Source organism: Actinomadura rifamycini DSM 43936 (genome assembly GCF_000425065.1).
In the GTDB taxonomy this organism is placed as follows: Bacteria; Actinomycetota; Actinomycetes; order Streptosporangiales; family Streptosporangiaceae; genus Spirillospora; species Spirillospora rifamycini.
The window spans coordinates 1-17,078 of the sequence record NZ_AULB01000011.1; the positions used below are offsets into that span (position 1 = coordinate 1).

20 protein-coding genes are annotated in these 17,078 nt (G+C 73.3%); 11 read left to right on the plus strand and 9 right to left on the minus strand.

Features of this window, described 5'->3' with window-relative positions:
* Window positions 1–276: acyl-CoA dehydrogenase family protein (locus H505_RS41075; protein WP_034517511.1), on the plus strand; the 276-nt coding region annotated here is incomplete at its 5' end.
* Here H505_RS41075 and H505_RS0110295 read toward each other — a convergent pair.
* Both H505_RS0110295 and H505_RS0110300 read right to left on the minus strand, forming a co-directional pair.
* On the minus strand, window positions 269–1,693 hold the full coding sequence (locus H505_RS0110295; RefSeq protein ID WP_026401906.1) for a sensor histidine kinase: 1,425 nt from the start codon (window positions 1,691–1,693) through the stop codon (window positions 269–271). The genes H505_RS41075 and H505_RS0110295 overlap by 8 nt on opposite strands.
* 1 nt (window position 1,694) lies before the next feature.
* On the minus strand, window positions 1,695–2,375 hold the full coding sequence (locus tag H505_RS0110300) for a response regulator transcription factor (RefSeq protein WP_026401907.1): 681 nt from the start codon (window positions 2,373–2,375) through the stop codon (window positions 1,695–1,697).
* Between the two features lie 131 nt (window positions 2,376–2,506).
* Between H505_RS0110300 and H505_RS0110305 the strand changes: the two genes are divergently transcribed.
* Window positions 2,507–3,130, plus strand: coding sequence for a PepSY domain-containing protein (locus H505_RS0110305; RefSeq protein ID WP_026401908.1), 624 nt, complete (start codon window positions 2,507–2,509; stop codon window positions 3,128–3,130).
* A gap of 82 nt (window positions 3,131–3,212) precedes the next feature.
* Window positions 3,213–4,004, plus strand: a complete 792-nt coding sequence (locus H505_RS0110310) for an SAM-dependent methyltransferase (protein ID WP_026401909.1) — start codon at window positions 3,213–3,215, stop codon at window positions 4,002–4,004.
* 98 nt (window positions 4,005–4,102) lie between these two features.
* Here H505_RS0110310 and H505_RS0110315 read toward each other — a convergent pair whose 3' ends face one another.
* Window positions 4,103–4,375 (minus strand): hypothetical protein, encoded by a 273-nt coding sequence (locus H505_RS0110315; protein ID WP_026401910.1) that lies wholly within the window; start codon window positions 4,373–4,375, stop codon window positions 4,103–4,105.
* Window positions 4,376–4,500: 125 nt separating this feature from the next.
* Here H505_RS0110315 and H505_RS0110320 point away from each other — a divergent pair, with 125 nt between their 5' ends.
* Window positions 4,501–5,151 carry a YdcF family protein gene (locus H505_RS0110320; protein WP_064743593.1) on the plus strand — a complete coding sequence of 217 codons (651 nt, stop codon included), beginning with the start codon at window positions 4,501–4,503 and terminating at the stop codon, window positions 5,149–5,151.
* Window positions 5,152–5,163: 12 nt separating this feature from the next.
* Here the strand turns inward: H505_RS0110320 and H505_RS0110325 are convergent, their stop codons facing one another.
* From H505_RS0110325 to H505_RS0110335, 3 genes are all read right to left on the minus strand, one after another.
* On the minus strand, window positions 5,164–5,376 hold the full coding sequence (locus H505_RS0110325) for a DUF5999 family protein (RefSeq protein WP_026401912.1): 213 nt from the start codon (window positions 5,374–5,376) through the stop codon (window positions 5,164–5,166).
* 128 nt (window positions 5,377–5,504) lie between these two features.
* The gene (locus tag H505_RS0110330) at window positions 5,505–5,996 is read right to left on the minus strand and encodes a hypothetical protein (protein WP_026401913.1); all 492 of its coding nucleotides are present in this window, start codon (window positions 5,994–5,996) and stop codon (window positions 5,505–5,507) included.
* 183 nt (window positions 5,997–6,179) lie between these two features.
* Window positions 6,180–6,995, minus strand: a complete 816-nt coding sequence (locus tag H505_RS0110335) for an SAM-dependent methyltransferase (protein ID WP_026401914.1) — start codon at window positions 6,993–6,995, stop codon at window positions 6,180–6,182.
* 326 nt (window positions 6,996–7,321) lie between these two features.
* Between H505_RS0110335 and H505_RS41080 the strand changes: the two genes are divergently transcribed.
* From H505_RS41080 to H505_RS0110350, 3 genes are all read left to right on the plus strand, one after another.
* Window positions 7,322–7,963, plus strand: a complete 642-nt coding sequence (locus H505_RS41080; RefSeq protein ID WP_199747894.1) for a DedA family protein — start codon at window positions 7,322–7,324, stop codon at window positions 7,961–7,963.
* A 130-nt stretch (window positions 7,964–8,093) separates the two neighbouring features.
* Complete coding sequence (locus H505_RS0110345) at window positions 8,094–9,227, plus strand: sensor histidine kinase (RefSeq protein ID WP_026401915.1); 1,134 nt, start codon at window positions 8,094–8,096, stop codon at window positions 9,225–9,227.
* A complete protein-coding gene (locus H505_RS0110350; RefSeq protein WP_026401916.1) occupies window positions 9,218–9,862 on the plus strand; it encodes a response regulator transcription factor in 645 nt (214 codons plus the stop codon). The genes H505_RS0110345 and H505_RS0110350 overlap by 10 nt, the downstream gene beginning before the upstream one ends.
* Before the next feature lie 477 nt (window positions 9,863–10,339).
* Here H505_RS0110350 and H505_RS41085 read toward each other — a convergent pair whose 3' ends face one another.
* Entirely contained in the window at window positions 10,340–11,482 is a 1,143-nt protein-coding gene (locus H505_RS41085; protein WP_051300519.1) for an FAD-binding protein, read from the minus strand.
* Window position 11,483: 1 nt separating this feature from the next.
* Window positions 11,484–11,945 carry a MarR family winged helix-turn-helix transcriptional regulator gene (locus H505_RS0110360; protein WP_026401917.1) on the minus strand — a complete coding sequence of 154 codons (462 nt, stop codon included), beginning with the start codon at window positions 11,943–11,945 and terminating at the stop codon, window positions 11,484–11,486.
* 114 nt (window positions 11,946–12,059) lie between these two features.
* On the opposite strand from H505_RS0110360, the gene H505_RS41090 reads away from it, so the two are divergent.
* Complete coding sequence (locus H505_RS41090; RefSeq protein WP_051300520.1) at window positions 12,060–12,524, plus strand: DoxX family protein; 465 nt, start codon at window positions 12,060–12,062, stop codon at window positions 12,522–12,524.
* Window positions 12,525–12,948: 424 nt separating this feature from the next.
* Window positions 12,949–14,391, plus strand: a complete 1,443-nt coding sequence (locus H505_RS41095) for an alpha,alpha-trehalose-phosphate synthase (UDP-forming) (RefSeq protein WP_051300521.1) — start codon at window positions 12,949–12,951, stop codon at window positions 14,389–14,391.
* On the opposite strand, the gene H505_RS47485 is transcribed toward H505_RS41095, so the two are convergent.
* A complete protein-coding gene (locus tag H505_RS47485; RefSeq protein WP_051300522.1) occupies window positions 14,315–15,034 on the minus strand; it encodes an ATP-binding protein in 720 nt (239 codons plus the stop codon). The two genes, H505_RS41095 and H505_RS47485, sit on opposite strands and share 77 nt — an antisense overlap.
* A gap of 206 nt (window positions 15,035–15,240) precedes the next feature.
* On the opposite strand from H505_RS47485, the gene H505_RS0110380 reads away from it, so the two are divergent.
* The gene (locus H505_RS0110380) at window positions 15,241–15,489 is read left to right on the plus strand and encodes a DUF397 domain-containing protein (protein WP_125616575.1); all 249 of its coding nucleotides are present in this window, start codon (window positions 15,241–15,243) and stop codon (window positions 15,487–15,489) included.
* Window positions 15,490–15,535: 46 nt separating this feature from the next.
* On the plus strand, window positions 15,536–17,065 hold the full coding sequence (locus H505_RS0110385; protein WP_026401919.1) for an acyl-CoA synthetase: 1,530 nt from the start codon (window positions 15,536–15,538) through the stop codon (window positions 17,063–17,065).
* Window positions 17,066–17,078 lie beyond the last annotated feature (13 nt).

Genomic DNA, 17,078 nt, shown 5'->3' on the forward strand with positions numbered 1-17,078 from the left:
GCGCGTCAGCTGACGTATCACGCGGCGGTGAAGTCCGAGCGTGCGATGCGGGGTGAGAAGGTCGCGGATCTGACGTTCGTGTCGTCGGCGTGCAAGGCGCTGGCGTCGGATGTGGCGATGGACGTCACGACCGATGCGGTGCAGCTGCTGGGCGGGTACGGGTACACGCGGGACTTCCCGGTGGAGCGGATGATGCGCGACGCCAAGATCACGCAGATCTACGAGGGGACCAACCAGATCCAGCGGATGGTCATGGCCCGCCAGCTCCTCAAGTAGCGGGCAGCCGCACCTCGAACAGGGCGCCGCCCTCCGGCGCGTCCCGGACCGTCAGGGTGCCGCCGTGCGCCGCCACCAGGTCGCGGGCGATCGCGAGACCGAGCCCCGCGCCGCCCTCGTCCCGGCTGCGCGCGTCGTCCAGCCGCACGAACCGCTCGAAGACGCGCTCGCGGTCGGCCGCCGGGACCCCGGGGCCGTCGTCGGCGACCCGCAGCACGACGTCCCGCCCCTCCCGGCCGGCGGTGAGGCGGACGACCCGGTCGGCGTGCCGCTCGGCGTTGTCCAGCAGGTTGCCGAGCACCCGCGCCAGCCGTCCCGGCACGCCCGTCACCCGCGGGTCGCCGTCCACGGACGCCCGCACGGGGACGCGGTCCCCGGCGGCCCGCCGGTCGAGCTCGTCCCGCACCAGCTCCGCGACCCGGACGGGACGCGGCGGGGGGCGCTCGCCCGCGTCGATCCGCGCGAGGAGCAGCAGGTCGGCCGCCAGGTGCTGCAACCGGACGACGTCGTCCACCGCGCCCGGCACGTCCAGCAGCTCCGGATGCGCGGCCGCCACCTCCAGCTGCGTGCGCAGCGACGCGATCGGGCTGCGCAGCTCGTGCGACGCGTCCGCGACGAACGCGCGCTGCTTCGCCACCGAGTCCTCCAGCGCGGCGAGGGTCGCGTTCGTCGTGGCGGCGAGCCGGCCGACCTCGTCCCGCGCCTCCGGCACGGGCACCCGCCGCGACAGGTCGCCCGACACGGTGATCTCCGCGAGTTCCGCGCGGACCGCCTCCACCGGCCGCAGCGCCCGCCGCGTCACCAGCCACGTCACGCCCGCCACCACGGCGAGCAGCGGCGGCAGCCCGGCGAGCATCGAGCGCGTCACCGTCCCGACGGTGCTGCGGGACGCGTCCAGCTCGGTGCCCGCGTGCACGGTGACGGTCTCGCCCGCGGGCGTCGTCACCTCGACCGCCGCGAACCGGTAGTCCTCCGTCCGGCCGTCGACGGTCGCGGCGCCGGTGGTGAAGGACGGGTCGTCGCCGGAGACCTCGCCGCGGCGCGGAGCGTCGTCGTCATCGTCGTCGGCGTCGTCGTCCCCGGCGTCCGCCGGCGGGACGGCCGGGGCCGACGCCGCCCCCGCGATCCCGGTCAGGTCCTCGCTCGCCGCGCGCACCCGCCCCGTCCCGTCCACGACCTGCACGGGATGCTCGTCGTCGTCGGGAAGCTCCAGCGACCCGAACGGGGTGCCCGCCGCGAGCTGCGACGCCACCTCCCGCGCCGCGACCTCCGACCGCAGGTCCGTCTGCCCGCCCAGCTCGGCGCGCAGCAGCAGGACGACCGCGAGCCCCGCGGCGATCAGCGCGGCGGCCACGACGGCCGTCGCGCCCAGCGTCGTCCGCGCCCGGACGGATCCGAACCGGCGCCCGGGGGACATCTCAGGCGCCCCCGTCCCGCGCCAGCCGGTAGCCGGCGCCCCGCACCGTCGCGATCGACCTGCGGCCGAACGGCACGTCCAGCTTGCGGCGCAGCGCGCTCACGTACACCTCGACGATGTTGGGGTCGCCGTCGTAGGCGAGGTCCCACACGGCCTCGATGATCTGCGCCTTCGACACGACCCGGCCCGCGTTCACCGCCAGGTGCTCCAGCACCGCGAACTCCTTGGCCGTCAGCTCGACCTCCTCGTCGCCGCGGAACACCCGGCGGGCGGCGGGGTCCACGGTGAGGTCGCCCAGGACGATCGACGGCGCCGCGCCCCGCGTGCGCCGCCGCAGCAGCGCGCGGACCCGGGCCACCAGCACCACGTACGAGAACGGCTTCGTCAGGTAGTCGTCCGCGCCGGTGTCCAGGCCCTCGGCCTCGTCGTACTCGCCGTCCTTGGCGGTCAGCATCAGGATCGGGGTCTCGTCCCCCGCCGCCCGCAGCGCCGCGCACACCCGGTAGCCGTTCATCCCGGGGAGCATGATGTCGAGGACGACCAGGTCGTAGCCGCCGCCGGACGCCCGCTCGTACCCGGTGGCGCCGTCATGGACGACGTCCACCGTGAACCCCTCGGCGGTCAGGCCGCGGGCCAGGGACGTGGCGAGGCGTTTCTCGTCCTCGACGATGAGCAGGCGCATGGAGGACAGCCTGCCAAACCGTTCCTGAAGAAAGCTTCAGGTCGCTTCAGGTGCGCTACAGGAACGTCCGACATCGTCGGTGACGTACGGGCCGACCGGCCACGACACACCGACACCGGAGGTGGAACCACATGGGCATCGACGCGCGCCGCATCCTCACCGGCCGCAGGCTGCTGGTCACGGCGCTCGCCGCGGCGGCCGTCGCCGGCGGCGGAGCCGCCACCGCGGCCGTCGCCGCGGCCGACGACGGCGACGAGGCGGTCCCCGCGGGCACCCGCGTCACCGCCGTCCAGGCCGCGCAGGCCGCGCTGAAGGCGGCCCCCGGCACGGTCGAGGACATCGACCTCGACGACGACGGCGACACTCCCGTCTGGGAGGTCGACGTCGCCGCGTCCGGCGGCGTCCGCACCGTGGACGTCGACGCCGGCTCGGGCGAGGTCGTCCGCAACCGGGCCGACCGGGACGACGACGATGACGACGACGACCGCCGCGAGACGAAGGCGCTGGGCGGCGCGAAGACGACCGCCGTCGCCGCCGCGAACGCCGCCCTGCGGGCCGCGCCCGGCACCGTCACGTCCGTCGACTTCCAGACCGGGACCGCTCCCTCCTGGGAGGTCGAAATCGCGGGCTCGGACGGCACCGAGCGCGAGGTCACCGTGGACGCAGCCTCCGGCAAGGTGCTCCAGAACCAGGCCGACGACCGCGACGACGACGACCGGGACGACGACAGGGACGACGACCGGGACGACGACTGACGCCTCCGCGGCGTCCCCCGCCCGTGAATGGGGGGCGCCGCCGCCGGGAAGACACCGATCACGGCGGGACGAGAGGGGGGCTATGAGCGACCAGGCACCGGCGCCCGGCGTCGACACGACCGTCCCGCAGGTGGCGCGCATCTGGAACTACTGGCTCGGCGGCAAGGACAACTACCCCGTGGACCGCCGGGTCGGCGACCAGATCCTCCGCATGCTCCCGGACGTCGCGCGCCTCGCCCGCGCGTCCCGCCACTACCTCAACCGCGTCGTGTGGTTCCTCACCGCCGAGGCGGGCGTCCGCCAGTTCGTCGACGTCGGCACCGGCCTGCCCACCGTCGACAACACCCACGAGGTGGCGCAGCGCGCCGCGCCCGAATCGCGCATCGTCTACATCGACAACGACCCGATGGTGCTGGCCCATGCGAGAGCGCTGCTCACCAGCACCCCCGAGGGCAGCACCGCGTACGTCCACGCCGACCTGCGCGACCCCGGACGCATCCTCGAGGCGGCCGCCGAGACGCTCGACCTCGACGAGCCGGTCGCGCTGACGCTGATGGGCGTCCTCGAGTTCATCACCGACGACGACGAGGCGTACGCGATCGTCCGGCGGCTCATGGACGCCCTCGCCCCGGGCAGCTACCTCGCCATGTACGACGGGACGAACGTGGTGCACGGCGCGGACTCGGACAAGATCGTCGAAGTGTGGAACGCGTCCGGCGACTCGCCCCTCGTCCTGCGCACCCCCGAGCGCATCGCCCGGTTCTTCGAGGGGCTCGAGATCCTCCGGCCCGGCATCGTCCCCATCACCCGCTGGCGCCCCGAGCACCCCGCCGACGACGTCGACGCCTACGGCGGCGTCGGCCGCAAACTCTGACCCTCCCGCCCCCCACCGGCCCGAAACTCCACCGCCTCCGGCGTCTCGGTCGTGCGACGGCCCGGTCGCGTCGCGGGTTTACGGGCGCGGTGGGCGGGTCAGCGGCGCATGCCGCTGCCGCCGGGCTCCTCTTCGCCGTCGGTGGTGTGCTCGGGTTCGAGGTACTCGTCGTTCGGCCACAACGTGTCGGCGAGGCAGGCGAGGTACTCCTCGTCCGCGGGGTCCAGTTCGGCGGTCATGGACTCCGGGTGGACGCCGGGCGGCCCGGGGCGCGGCTCCGCGGGCGCCGCGGGGGCGAAGGGGCGGAGCAGGTTGGAGACGCACAGGCCGAGCACGGCGACCAGTGCGACGAGGACCAGGACTGTGATCACACCACCCCGTCCTTTCGCGGTCGGGTTCCACATGAACCTTGCGTAAGTAGCGAAACAGTTGAACGCTACCGGGACGACCGTTCGGATGGGAGTCCGACATGCTGTCCGCCGGGGACAATGGGCGCATGGAGACTCACGATCCCGTGGACGCGCGGGCGCGCGAGCTGGCCCGGATCCTGTGGGACCACCTGGTGCTGGCCGACCCTCTCTCCAAGGCTGACGTGATCCTGGCTCTGGGGTGCCACGACACGCGGGTGGCGGTCCATGCCGCCCGGCTTTGGCATGAGGGACGGGCGCCGCTGCTCGTCGTCTCGGGCGGTCGCGGCAAGATCACGTCCGGGTGGGCGGAGACGGAGGCGCGGGTCTTCGCGCGGGTGGCGCGCCAGCACGGCGTTCCAGAGGAGGCGCTCGTGCTGGAGGAGACCGCCGCGAACACGGGCGAGAACATCACCGCGACGCGCCGCCTGCTGGACGGGCGGGGCATCGTCGTGCGCAGCGGGATCCTGGTCGCCAAGCCCTACATGACGCGCCGGTCGCTTGCGACGGCGCGGCGCCAGTGGGCCGAGGCGGCGTGGACGGTCACCGCGCCCGAGATCGGGTTCGACGCGTACGGCGACGACGAGCGGCGGTTCATCGAGCTGATGGTGGGCGACCTGCAGCGGATGGTTGTCTACGCCGAGCGCGGGTTCCAGGTGCCGATGCCCGTTCCGGCGGCGGCGTGGGCGGCCTACGAGGAACTGGTGCGGCTCGGCTACGACCGTCACGTGATCAGGTGACGGCGGCGGCCGTCAGGCGGCCGCGGTGGGGCGGTGCGGGTCGACGACCCGGCCGTCGGGGAGCAGCTCTCCGGTGTCGTCGAAGACGACGATGCCGTTGCACAGCAGGCTCCAGCCCTGCTCGGGGTGGTGCGCGACGGTGCGCGCGGCGTCCCGGTCGTGGGCGTCGGCGGCGGGGCAGCACGGCTTGTGCGCGCAGTTCGCCGGGTCGGGATGGGCGGTCACGGGATTCCTCCAGCTGTCCCTGTGATTAAGGACATAGTTCACCCTGCCGCCGTGCGTCCGAAATATGCAAGTAGATGAGGAATTCTTTACGTTACAAGCGTGTAAAGGTCCGGGGTGCCGGGCAATCGTCAGCGCCGATCCGGTTCGTCGCCGTGATCCACGTCCAGGCCGACGACCGACGCGCAGCCCGTGCACACCCATTCCGCGATCACCGCTTCGAATTCGGCGCCGCGGGTGCGGTAGGGATGGGCGACGCGTCGGCGGCGCATCCCGTGGCCGCAGGACGAGTGGAGCAGCCGGCCGCACGCCGGGCACGGCCACACGTCCTCGCGGCGCAGCGCGCAGCGCGGGCACAGCGGCGCTTCGAACGGTCCGTCCGCCGGGGCGCCGTCGTGGAGGTCGAGGCCCAGTTCGTCGCGCAGGTCCCGGTCGATCTCCAGGTACTCGTCGCCGGGCCAGAGGTGGTCGGCGAGCCACGCGAGGTACTCCTCCTCGCCCGGCTCCAGCACGGCCGTCAGCGACTCGGGGTGCCCGGACGCCGAAACGGGCGGGCGCCGGGTCGCGGCCAGCAGGATCAGCAGGCCGAGCAGCACGGCGGCCAGGCCAGTCGCCAAGGGCATCGCGGGGGGTCCTTTGGATCATGAAAGCGCTTCACAAAACCCTGCGAACGCTACAAGAAGGCTTCCTGACCGAAAAGTCGATCAGAAAGATCCTTTGTCCGGATCTCCGGTGAAGCGCGACCGAAAATGGCGAAGCCCGTGACCGAAACCCCCCGGCGGCGTTCCGGTCACGAGCCTCTGCGGTCAGTCCTTGCGGCCGAGCACCGCCGCCATCTGGCTGTGCAGCGGGTGCTCCAGCGGCCCCGCCGGCCCGTTCGGCCGCCACGCGGTCACGAGCTCGACGCCCGGCTCCAGGATCGTCAGCCCGCCCATGAACCGCTCGATCTCGGAGGCCGGCCGGAAGTAGGACCCGCCGAGCCCCGACTGCAGGATCTTCCTCGCCTCCTCGACGCGCGGGTCGTCCCCCGCGTCGTGCAGGTGCGTGAGCATGACGTGGCTGCCGGACGGCAGGAACTCGTGCAGCGCGCGGACGACGCCCGCCGGGTCCCGGTCGTCGGGCACGTGGTGGATGATCGCGGCCAGGATCACCCCGACCGGGCGGTCGAGGTCGATCAGCGCGGTCAGCGCCGGATCGGCGAAGATCTTCCCCGGTTCGTGGAGGTCGCCCTGGATGAACGTCGCGACGCCGGTCTCGGTGAGCAGCGCCCGGCCGTGCGCGAGGACGATCGGGTCGTTGTCGACGTAGACGACGCGGGCGCCGGGGGCGGCGGCCTTGGCGAACTGGTGCACGTTGGACGACGTGGGCAGCCCGGACCCGATGTCCACGAACTGGTCGATGCCGAGGTCCCCGGCGAGGTAGGTCACGGCCCGCTCGATCGCGACGCGGTTGCCCTGCGCGACGACGGGCGCCTCCGGGACGAGCTGCATCACCATGTCCGCGACCTCGCGGTCGGCGGCGAAGTTGTCCTTGCCGCCGAGGAAGTAGTCGTACACCCGGGCGAACGTCGGAGTGGTGGGATCGATCCCGGGCGGGGCGTTCTCGGGGAGGTCGTCGGCCACGTGCGCGGCTCCTCGCTGATCGGTGCGGCGGTCTTGAAAGCCTTATACGGTGGGGACTTCCACATTAGGCTGAACCGCCCGGCCATGTGGGCCTTTCCACGATCACCGCCCCCTCGGCCGCCGTCCGGTGCGGCGCGCGGCGGAGGCGGCGGGGTGCGGTTTTCCGCAGGGCAGGGATGCGGCGTGCGGCCGGTAAGGTCGGCGGTGCGCTCCATGGTGGCGGTATCGGCGGATCTCTAGTGTGGCGAGGCATGATCACAATGACGTTTTTGGCGGCGACCGAGGGCGAGCCGGTGGGCGGCATCGCCGGCTGGGCCACCGACCTGATGGAGCAGATGGGCGCGCCGGGCGCGGGGATCGCCATCGCGCTGGAAAATCTGTTCCCGCCGCTGCCCAGCGAGATCATCCTGCCGCTCGCCGGGTTCACCGCGTCGCAGGGCAAGATGAACCTCATCGCCGCCCTGATCTGGACGACCGTCGGCGCGGTCGTCGGCGCGCTCGCCCTGTACGGCATCGGGGCGGTCATCGGCCGGGACCGGATCCGCCGGCTCGTCGCCCGGCTCCCGCTCATCAAGATCGAGGACCTCGACCGCACCGAGGCGTGGTTCGCCAAGCACGGCGCCAAGGCCGTCTTCTTCGGCCGCATGATCCCCATCTTCCGCAGCCTCATCTCCATCCCGGCCGGGGTGGAGCGGATGCCGCTGAGCAAGTTCCTGCTGTACACCACCCTCGGCAGCGCGATCTGGAACACGATCTTCGTGATGGCCGGGTACGGGCTCGGCGACCAGTGGCACAAGGTCGAGGAGTACGTCGGCATCTACTCCAAGGGGGTCATCGCCGTGGTGGCCGTGGCCCTCGTGGCGTTCATCGCCTTCCGCGTCGTCAAGTCGCGCAAGGACGGGAACGGGGGCGGCGGGGCGCACCGCGCCGGTCCGAGAGACGCCGAGCGTGATCACAGCGCCTTCTGACGACGTCGCCGCCTCCGGCGCCGAGCGGGACGGCCTCCACCGCGGCCTCGCCGAACGGAACGTTCCCGGTCAGCGTGCGGCCGGTGCCGGTTCCGCCGCCGGCCGAAGCGTCCCGCGGAGGGCGGCGCGGGTGTCCGCCGGGCTCGCGCTCGGCGTCCTGACGTCCCTCACCGAACTGGCGTTCCTGCTGGTCGCGGTGGTGCTGATGCCTTTCTCGCTGGCCGCCTCGCGCGGCGAGCGTCCGGTCCCGGACGCCGTCGCCGCCGCGGCCCGCGGGCTCACGGAGCTGGAGCGGCGCAGGCTCGCGGGGCTCTTCGCGGAGGAGACCGCGGCCGCGGACGGCCCGGGCCGCGCGCTCGCCTACCTGGCGCTGCGCGCCCCGGTCGGTCTTCTCGGCGGGACGGTCCTGGGCCTGATCGCCTACGGGGCGTACCTGGGCGTCGGCCTGACGGCGAGCTGGTGGATCACCGGCGACTACATGGACGGCATCCCGCCGCACCCCTGGATCGTCGTCTACACGTTCCTCGCGGGCGCGGTGCTGCTGTTCCTCGCCGTGCAGGGCCTGGCCGGGGTCGTCGCACTGGAGCGGGCGACCGCCCGCCGCCGCCTCGGCCCGAGCCCGCTGGACGCCTACCGTCGCCGCATCGCCGAGCTGCGGGTGACGCGCGCCCAGGTCGTGGACGCCGTCGACGACGAGCGCCGCCGCATCGAGCGCGACCTGCACGACGGCGTCCAGCAGCGGCTCGTCGCGCTCGGCATGCTGATCGGACGGGCCCGCCGCGCGGGCGGCGCCGACCCGGAGCGGGCCGCCGAGCTGCTGCGGCAGGCGCACGAGGAGTCGCGGCGCGCCCTGGACGACCTGCGCGAGGTGAGCTGGCGCGTGTTCCCGGCGGCGCTCGACGGGGAGGGCCTGCGGGCGGCGCTGGAGACGGTCGCGGAGCGGTCGGCGGTCCCGGTGGCGATCGGCTTCGACGTGCCCGCGCGGCCCCCGCACCCGGTGGAGACCGCCGCCTACTTCGTTGTCTGCGAGGCCGTCACCAACGCCAACAAGCACTCGGGCGCGGGCCGGGTTCGCGTCGACGTCGCGGAGCGGGACGGGAGGATCGGCGTGCGCGTCGAGGACGACGGGACCGGGGGAGCCGACCCCCGCGGCGGCGGGCTGGCGGGGCTGGCCCGCCGGGTCGCCGCACTGGACGGCGCGTTCGCCGTGGACAGCCCGCCCGGCGGGCCCACCGTGATCACCGCGGAGCTGCCGTGCGGTTGATGCTCGCCGAGGACTCGACGCTGCTGCGCGAGGGGCTGGTGCGGCTGCTGGCGGAGGAGGGCCACGAGATCGCCGCGGCGGTCGGCGACGGCGACGCGCTGCTCGCCGCCGTGGCGGAGGCGCAGCCCGACGTCGTCGTCGTGGACGTGCGGATGCCGCCGACGCACACCGACGAGGGGCTGCGCGCCGCGCTGGAGATCCGCCGCCGGTGGCCCGGCGTGGGGGTGCTCGTCCTGTCGCAGTACGTGGAGAAGCGGTACGCCGCCGAGCTGATCACCGCGGACACCGCCGGTGTCGGCTACCTGCTCAAGGACCGGGTCGCGCAGGTCGACGAGTTCCTCGACGCCCTCGACCGGATCGCCGCGGGCGGCGCCGCGTTCGACCCCGAGGTGGTGCGGCGGCTGCTGGCGCACAGCGCGCACGCCGATCCGCTGGCCCGGCTGACGCCCCGCGAACGGGACGTCATCGACCACATGGCGCAGGGACATACCAACGGTTCGATCGCCGCGCACCTGCACATCTCGCAGAGCGCCGTGGAGAAGCACGTCAACGCGATCTTCGACAAGCTCGACCTGTCGGCCACCACCGGATACAGCCGCCGCGTACTGGCCGTCCTCCGCTACCTGCAGTCGTGACCCGCCGCCTGTGACCGGGCGTCCGCGGCCGGGCGTTCGTGGCCGGACGGCGGTGCCTGGCCCACATGGTCCGGCGCCCGTGGCCCGGCCCCCGTGGCCGGATGCCCGTGGCCGGACGGCGGTGCCCGGCCCTCATGGTCCGGCGCCCGTGACCCGGCCCGTGACGGCCCCCGTGACTCGACGCCCGTGGCCGGACGGCTGTGGCTTGGCGCTTGTGGCTTGGCGCTCGTGACCGGGTGGTCGTGGCTAGGCGTTCATGGCTGGACGCTTGTGGCTTGGCGCCCGTGACCCGGCAGCCGTGGCCCGGCGCCCGTGGCCCGGCGGCTGTGGTCCGGCGCCCGTGACCGGTTGGCCGTGACCCGGCGGCCGTGGTCCGGCGCCCGTGACCGGTCGGCCATGGCCCGGCGGCGGTGGCTCGGCGGCGGTGGCTGGGCGGCGGTGGCTGGGCGGCCGTGGCCGTGCGTTGGCCGGGCGGGGTTATCGGGGGGTGGGAGTTTTGTCGGCGACGGAGTCGACGGGGTAGCGGGTGCCGCCGGCGGTGCGGGCGCGGTCGAGGAGCGCCCGGTTGGCGGCGAGCATCGCCGGGACGGACGCGCAGCCCGGCGACGCCGTCCGCAGCATCCCGAGCAGGACGGGGTCGCGCGGGACGGCGAGCCCGGGTACGCGCCCGGTGCGCAGCGCCTTGATCAGGACGACGCCGCTGAGGCCCACGCCGGCCGGGTCCGTCGCCGCGAGCTCCGCCTCGATGAGGGCGGCGGCGCGGTCCCCGGGCAGGAACACCATGCCCCACGGGTGCGGGCGCGTCCACTCGCCGAGCGCGACGAGCTCCGCCACGTCCGGGCGGAGCCGGTCGGCGAAGTCGAGGTAGGGCAGTTCCTCGGCTTCGGCGGTGCCGGGCGGCGGCGCGCCGCCGTGCAGCACCGCCTTGGCCTCGTACCGCCACCCGCCGCCGTCCGCCGGCTTGGCCTGCCCCGACAGGTGCTCGGCCGCCGTCTCGCGCTGCACGCGCAGCAGCCCGGCGGCGTCGCGGCACGGGATCGTGCAGCACAGCACCCGCTCGGGCACGGGGACCAGCCGCAGCACGGCCCGGGTGATGACGCCGTGCCGCCCCAGCCCGGCCCGCACCGCGTCGAACAGGTCCGGCCGGGTTTCGGGGGAGCACGTCACCGCGCCGTGCGCCGCGTCCCGCCCGTACCGGACGACGTCGAGCGCCAGGACGTTCGCGGCCTGCAGGCCGTGCCGGTGCGAAGCGCCGCCGACGCCGCCCGCCGACAGCGTCCCGCCGACGGTGACGTCGAGGTGGTCGGTCAGGACGGGCGGGGCGAGGCCGTGCGGCAGCGTCGCGTCGAGGACCTCCCGCCAGGTGGTCCCGGCGTCCGCGATCGCGTGCGCGCCCCGCGGCCCGTCCGTCCGGACCGCGCGGACGCCGGCGAGCCCGCGCATGTCGAGCGAGACGCCCTCGGTCAGCGACTGCCCGAACGTGGAGTGCCCGAGGCCGCGCGGGACGGCGGCCAGGCCCGCCGCGGCGGCGTCGCGGAGCGCGGCGGCGACTTCCGCGGCCGACCCGGGGCGGACGACCCGCGCGGGGGAGCGCTCGACGATCCCGCCGAAGTCGCGCACGCTACCGCTCCCGCAGGCGGTCGGCGACGCGGCCCAGAGCGTTGCCGAGCAGCTCGATCTCCTCGCGCGACAGCACGTCGATCAGCGACTCCCGGACGACGCGGCGGTGCCCGGGGCGGACGCGTTCGAGCGCGGCGGCGCCCTCGTCGGTCAGCTCCGCCCACACCGACCGCCGGTCGGTCTCGCATCCGGTGCGCCGCACGAGCCCGGCCCGTTCGAGCTGCGTGACCTGGTAGGTCAGCCGGCTCTTGGAGATCATCACCTGGCGGGCGAGGTCGGACATCCGCAGCCGTCCGCCGTCGGCCCATCTCAGCCGCACCAGGACCTCGAACTCCGGGTGCGAGAGCCCGCCGTCGCTCTTCAGCTGCCGCTCGACCTCGTGGTCCATGAGGTGCCCGGCGGCGAGGAACGCCATCCAGGCGCGCATCTCCGCGTCGTCGAGCGGCTCCCCCGCATCGCTCATGCGGTGATTCTAGTTGGCCTGGATCCGACCTGAAGTTTCTAGGTGGTCTGAAATTGAACGACCTCTGGTAGCGTTCCGTTAGTTCATATTTGAACCTTCAACCGGAGGAGAGGCATGCTCCCGTCTCGCCGACACCCCGACCTGCTCCACGCCGGGCTGCTCATCGGCCGACTGGTCCTCGGCGCGGTGTTCGTCGCGCACGGCTGGCAGAAGCTCAACGACACCGGGCACGCCGGCGTCACCGCGATGTTCGACGGCCTCGGCATCCCGCTGCCCGGCGCCGCCGCGACGTTCGCGACCTGGCTGGAACTGCTCGGCGGCGCCGCGCTGATCGTCGGCGTCCTCGTCCCGCTGGTCGGTGTGCTGCTCGCCGCGAACATGGCCGGCGCGTTCTGGTACGTCCACAAGGACGCCGGGTTCTTCGCGGGCGACGGCGGTTACGAGTTCGTCCTCGTCCTCGGCGCCGTCGCCCTGCTGCTCGCGCTCACCGGAACGGGCCGGTTCTCGCTGGACGCCGTCCTCTGGGGCGGGCGGCACCGCGCGGCGGACGCCCCGGAACGCGAGGGCGCGGCGGCCTGACCCGCCCCGCCCTGCGGGCCCTGCGCGTCTCGCGCGGGGCCCGCTTTCGTCTGCTCCGCGCGTTCCGGCCGTCCTCCGGGTGCCACCATGAAGCCATGGACGACGGCGCCGGAGGTGCGCTGCGCCCGCGACCCGGCCGACCGCGCCCCTGCGGCCCGTGCGCCGGTGATCCTCGCCGCCGGCCCCTGGTGTGATCTGGATCACTTTTTGGCAAGGAGCGGCCAGCAAAGGTGACGTCCCGGTAAACATCGGTCACCTGGCGCGAAAGGGATGTGGCCCGCTCCAATCCCCCTCAGCGGCGGCCCCGCGTTCCTGACAGCGCCCTTTTCACGTAACGATCTCTTTGCGTCGAAGTGACAAGATGTTCCCGATGACCGTTTCTGGGCATGGTGATCACTGAGGTTCCTGGAGAGGCGGGTCGCAGGTGTCGCGCGGTAGTGAGTTCGTGGTGGTGGCCAACCGGCTTCCGGTCGACCGGATCGTCGGAGAGGACGGCGCTCCGCGCTGGCGGCGGAGCCCCGGCGGGCTGGTCAGTGCGATCGCGCCGGTCATGCGGCGCCGGAACGGCACGTGGATCGGCTGGACCGGGGCGCCGGACGAGAGCCTGGAGCCGTTCGAGGAGGACGGCATGGCGCTCGTCCCGATCTCCCAGTCGGCCGAGGACGTCGAGCTTTACTACGAGGGTTTCTCGAACGCCACGCTGTGGCCGCTGTACCACGATGTGGTGGCACCCCCCGTGTACGACCGCGCGATGTGGGACGCCTACGTGCGCGTCAACCGGCGGTTCGCGGAGGCGGCGGCGGAGGTCGCCTCCGAGGGCGGCATCGTCTGGGTGCAGGACTACCAGCTCCAGCTCGTCCCGGCGATGCTGCGCGACCTGCGCCCCGACCTGCGCATCGGGTTCTTCCTGCACATCCCGTTCCCGCCCGTGGAGCTGTTCTGGCAGCTCCCGTGGCGGCGCCGGATCCTGGAGGGGCTGCTCGGCGCCGACCTCGTCGGCTTCCAGCTCCCCGGCGCCGCGGCCAACTTCGTGCGCCTGTGCAAGCGGCTGCTCGACACCCGCAACGTCAAGCAGGACGTCCTGTGGGACGGCCGCGTCGTCCGCGCCCGCGCGTTCCCGATCTCGGTGGACGTCGGCGAGCTGGACGAGCTCGTGGCCCGGCCGGAGGTGCGGGAGCGCGCCGCCGAGATCCGCAGCGACCTCGGCGACTGCACGCTGCTGCTGGGGGTCGACCGGCTCGACTACACCAAGGGCATCCGGCAGCGGCTGCAGGCGTTCGGCGAGCTGTTCGAGGACGGCCACCTCAAGCCGGGCGAGGCCGCGTTCGTGCAGATCGCGACGCCGAGCCGCGAGCGCGTCGAGCAGTACCAGCTGCTGCGCGAGGAGATCGAGCAGGAGGTCGGCCGCATCAACGGCGAGTACGGCGAGATCGGTTTTCCGGTTGTGCACTATATGCACACGTCGTACGACCGTGCCGAGCTGGCCGCGCTCTACCTCGCCGCGGACGTCATGGTGGTCACCCCGCTGCGGGACGGCATGAACCTGGTGGCCAAGGAGTACGTCGCGTGCCGCGCGGACCTGCGCGGCGCGCTGGTGCTGAGCGAGTTCACCGGCGCCGCGGACGAGCTCAAGCGCGGCGCCTTCCTTGTCAACCCCTACGACATCGACGGCCTGAAGGAGCGGCTCCTGGACGCGCTCGGCGCCGAGCCCGCCGAGCTGGCGCGGCGGATGCGCTCGATGCGCCGGCGCGTGCTGGAGCACGACGTGGACCGCTGGGCCCACGCGTTCCTCAGTGAGCTGGAGCGTCCGGAGCGGGAGCGTCAGGACGACGTGCGGCCTCAGATCCTTCCGGTGCCGGAGGGCTGACCCGGCGGGCGAAGGCCGCCCACACCGACTTCCCTCCGGTCGCCAGCGGCGCCCAGCCCCAGGCGTCGCTGACCGCGCCGACCACCAGCAGGCCCCGGCCGCCCTCGACGAAGCGGTCGGGGTCCACCGTCGCGGGCTCGGGCGCGCGCCCGCTCGGGTCGGTCACCGCCACGACGAGCCGCCGCCGGTGGCCGATCAGGACGAGCTGGATCGGGCGCCGGGGCAGCGGCTGGGGGAGACCCTCCAGGCCGTGCCGCAGGGCGTTGGTGACCAGTTCCGAGACCGTGACGACGATGTCCGCGGCGTCGTCCGCCAGGCCCCACTCGCGGAGCGTGGCCTCGGCGAACTCGCGCGCCGCGCGGGGCGCGGTGATCTCGGCCGGCAGGACGTGCCGCGCCGTGCGCGGAGCGCCCTCGTGCGGCGTCGGCCAGCGCCCGGCCAGGCCGGGGTCCGGCACCGGGGCCGCGGGGACGGCGGGGCCGTCCATGGGCGCGTCCGCGTGCGCGGGGGCCGGCGCGTGCGCGTCCGGCCAGGGCGCGTGCCCTGCCGCGGCGTCCCGCGGCCGTAGGGCGTCCCCGGCGCCGCGGAGGGCGCCGTGCCTGGCGGCGTGCGCCGCGACGTCGTCTGCCTGGTCAACGGTCATGGTGTGAACCTCAGAGGCGAGCGGGTTGGTCACCGGCGAGCGTTCGCTATCTTGCTCCCCAAGTCGTGCAGATGCAAGACCGTCTGCACGAACGGGTGCAAGAACGAATGCAAGACCGAATGCACGTGCATCTCGTACCATGGTGTGGGGTGGGGCGAGATCGCGGCCTCCCTGCGGGGAGGCGGACACGCCTAGAGGGGGCAATGATGAACGGCCACCAGAAGCCGCCCGGCGGCGCTAGCCGCAACGGACTCGTCTGGCAGAAGAGCCGGCGGAGCAATCCGAGCGGCAACTGCGTCGAGCTCGCCGAACTCCCCAGCGGAGACATCGCCGTGCGCAACTCCCGGGATCCCGAGGGGGCCGTCCTCGTCTACACGCGCGAGGAGGTGGAGGCGTTCGTGGGCGGGGCCAAGGACGGTGACTTCGACCACATGCTGGTCTGCGCGGCCGAATAAACCGAATCCCATTCCATTCGGGGTTCCGGCCCGCTAACGTGCGGCTATGCACCTGGGGCAGATCGCCGCACAGACGCCCGACAAGCCCGCCGTGATCATGGCGGGCTCGGGCCGCACCGTCACTTACCGGGAACTGAACGAGGAGTCCAACCGGCTCGCGCAGCTGCTCCGCGCGGAGGGGCTGCGCCCGGGGGACCACATCGCGTTCATGCTCGAGAACCACCCGCTCTACCTGGCCATCGCCTGGGCCGCCCAGCGGTCCGGGCTCTACTACACGGCCGTGAGCTCACGGCTCGGCGCCGACGAGGTCGCCTACATCGTGGGCAACTGCGAGGCCAAGGTGTTCATCGCCGACGCGTCGATCCCGGCCGTCGCGCAGAACCCGCCGGACGTGCCGCTGCGCCTCATGCTCGGCGGCACGGCCCCCGGCTACGAGTCCTACGAGGACCGCGTCGCCGCGCACCCCGCCACGTCCATCGAGGACGAGTGCGAGGGCGTCGACATGCTCTACTCGTCCGGGACGACGGGCCGGCCCAAGGGGGTGAAGCCCGCCCTCAGCAAGGCGCCCATGGGCACGCCCGGGCCCCTGACCCAGCTGATCTCGCTGCTGTTCCAGCCCGACGGCGACTCGGTGTACCTGTCCCCGGCGCCGCTCTACCACGCGGCGCCGCTGCGCTACTGCATCACCTTCCAGCGCTTCGGCGCCACCGTCGTGGTGATGGAGAAGTTCGATCCCGAGGGCGCGCTCGCCGCCATCGAGAAGTACGGCGTCACGCACAGCCAGTGGGTCCCGACCATGTTCATCCGGATGCTGAAGCTCCCGGAGGAGACCCGCGCCCGGTACGACGTGTCGAGCCTGCGCGCCGCCGTGCACGCCGCGGCGCCCTGCCCCGTCCCGGTCAAGGAGCAGATGATCGACTGGTGGGGGCCGATCCTCCACGAGTACTACGCGGGCACCGAGGGCAACTGCTTCGTCTACACCGACTCCGAGGACTGGCTGACCCACAAGGGCACCGTCGGACGCCCCGTCCTCGGGCAGGTGCACGTGTGCGACGAGAACGGCGAAGAGGTCCCGCCCGGCACCCCCGGGACGCTGTACTTCGGCGAGGGGCCCGAGTTCGAGTACCACGGCGACGAGGACAAGACCGCGGCGTCCCGCGACCCGAAGGGGCGCGGCTGGAGCACCCTCGGCGACGTCGGCTACGTCGACGAGGACGGCTTCATCTACCTCACCGACCGCCGCGCCTACATGATCATCAGCGGCGGCGTGAACATCTACCCGCAGGAGGCAGAGAACGTCCTCGCCGTGCATCCGAAGGTCGCCGACGTCGCCGTCCTCGGCGTCCCGGACCCGGAGATGGGCGAGGCCGTCAAGGCGGTCGTCCAGCCCCTCGGCATGGACGACGCGGGCCCCGAGCTGGAGGCCGAGCTGATCGCCTACTGCCGCGACCGGCTCGCCCACTACAAGTGCCCGCGTTCGGTCGACTTCCGCGCCGAACTGCCCCGCCACCCCACCGGCAAGCTCTACAAGCGCCTGCTGAAGGACGAGTACTGGAAGGACGCGGCGGCGTCCTGAGACGGGACGAGCC

Coding starts and splice junctions, on each gene's coding strand:
- H505_RS0110305 (WP_026401908.1), top strand. CDS start 2,507: ATGGGCATCGACGCGCGCCGCATCCTCACCGGCCGCAGGCTGCTGGTC.
- H505_RS0110300 (WP_026401907.1), bottom strand. CDS start 2,375: ATGCGCCTGCTCATCGTCGAGGACGAGAAACGCCTCGCCACGTCCCTG.
- H505_RS41080 (WP_199747894.1), top strand. CDS start 7,322: ATGGAGCAGATGGGCGCGCCGGGCGCGGGGATCGCCATCGCGCTGGAA.
- H505_RS0110310 (WP_026401909.1), top strand. CDS start 3,213: ATGAGCGACCAGGCACCGGCGCCCGGCGTCGACACGACCGTCCCGCAG.
- H505_RS0110330 (WP_026401913.1), bottom strand. CDS start 5,996: ATGCCCTTGGCGACTGGCCTGGCCGCCGTGCTGCTCGGCCTGCTGATC.
- H505_RS0110360 (WP_026401917.1), bottom strand. CDS start 11,945: ATGAGCGATGCGGGGGAGCCGCTCGACGACGCGGAGATGCGCGCCTGG.
- H505_RS47485 (WP_051300522.1), bottom strand. CDS start 15,034: ATGACCGTTGACCAGGCAGACGACGTCGCGGCGCACGCCGCCAGGCAC.
- H505_RS41090 (WP_051300520.1), top strand. CDS start 12,060: ATGCTCCCGTCTCGCCGACACCCCGACCTGCTCCACGCCGGGCTGCTC.
- H505_RS0110295 (WP_026401906.1), bottom strand. CDS start 1,693: ATGTCCCCCGGGCGCCGGTTCGGATCCGTCCGGGCGCGGACGACGCTG.
- H505_RS0110320 (WP_064743593.1), top strand. CDS start 4,501: ATGGAGACTCACGATCCCGTGGACGCGCGGGCGCGCGAGCTGGCCCGG.
- H505_RS0110385 (WP_026401919.1), top strand. CDS start 15,536: ATGCACCTGGGGCAGATCGCCGCACAGACGCCCGACAAGCCCGCCGTG.
- H505_RS0110380 (WP_125616575.1), top strand. CDS start 15,241: ATGAACGGCCACCAGAAGCCGCCCGGCGGCGCTAGCCGCAACGGACTC.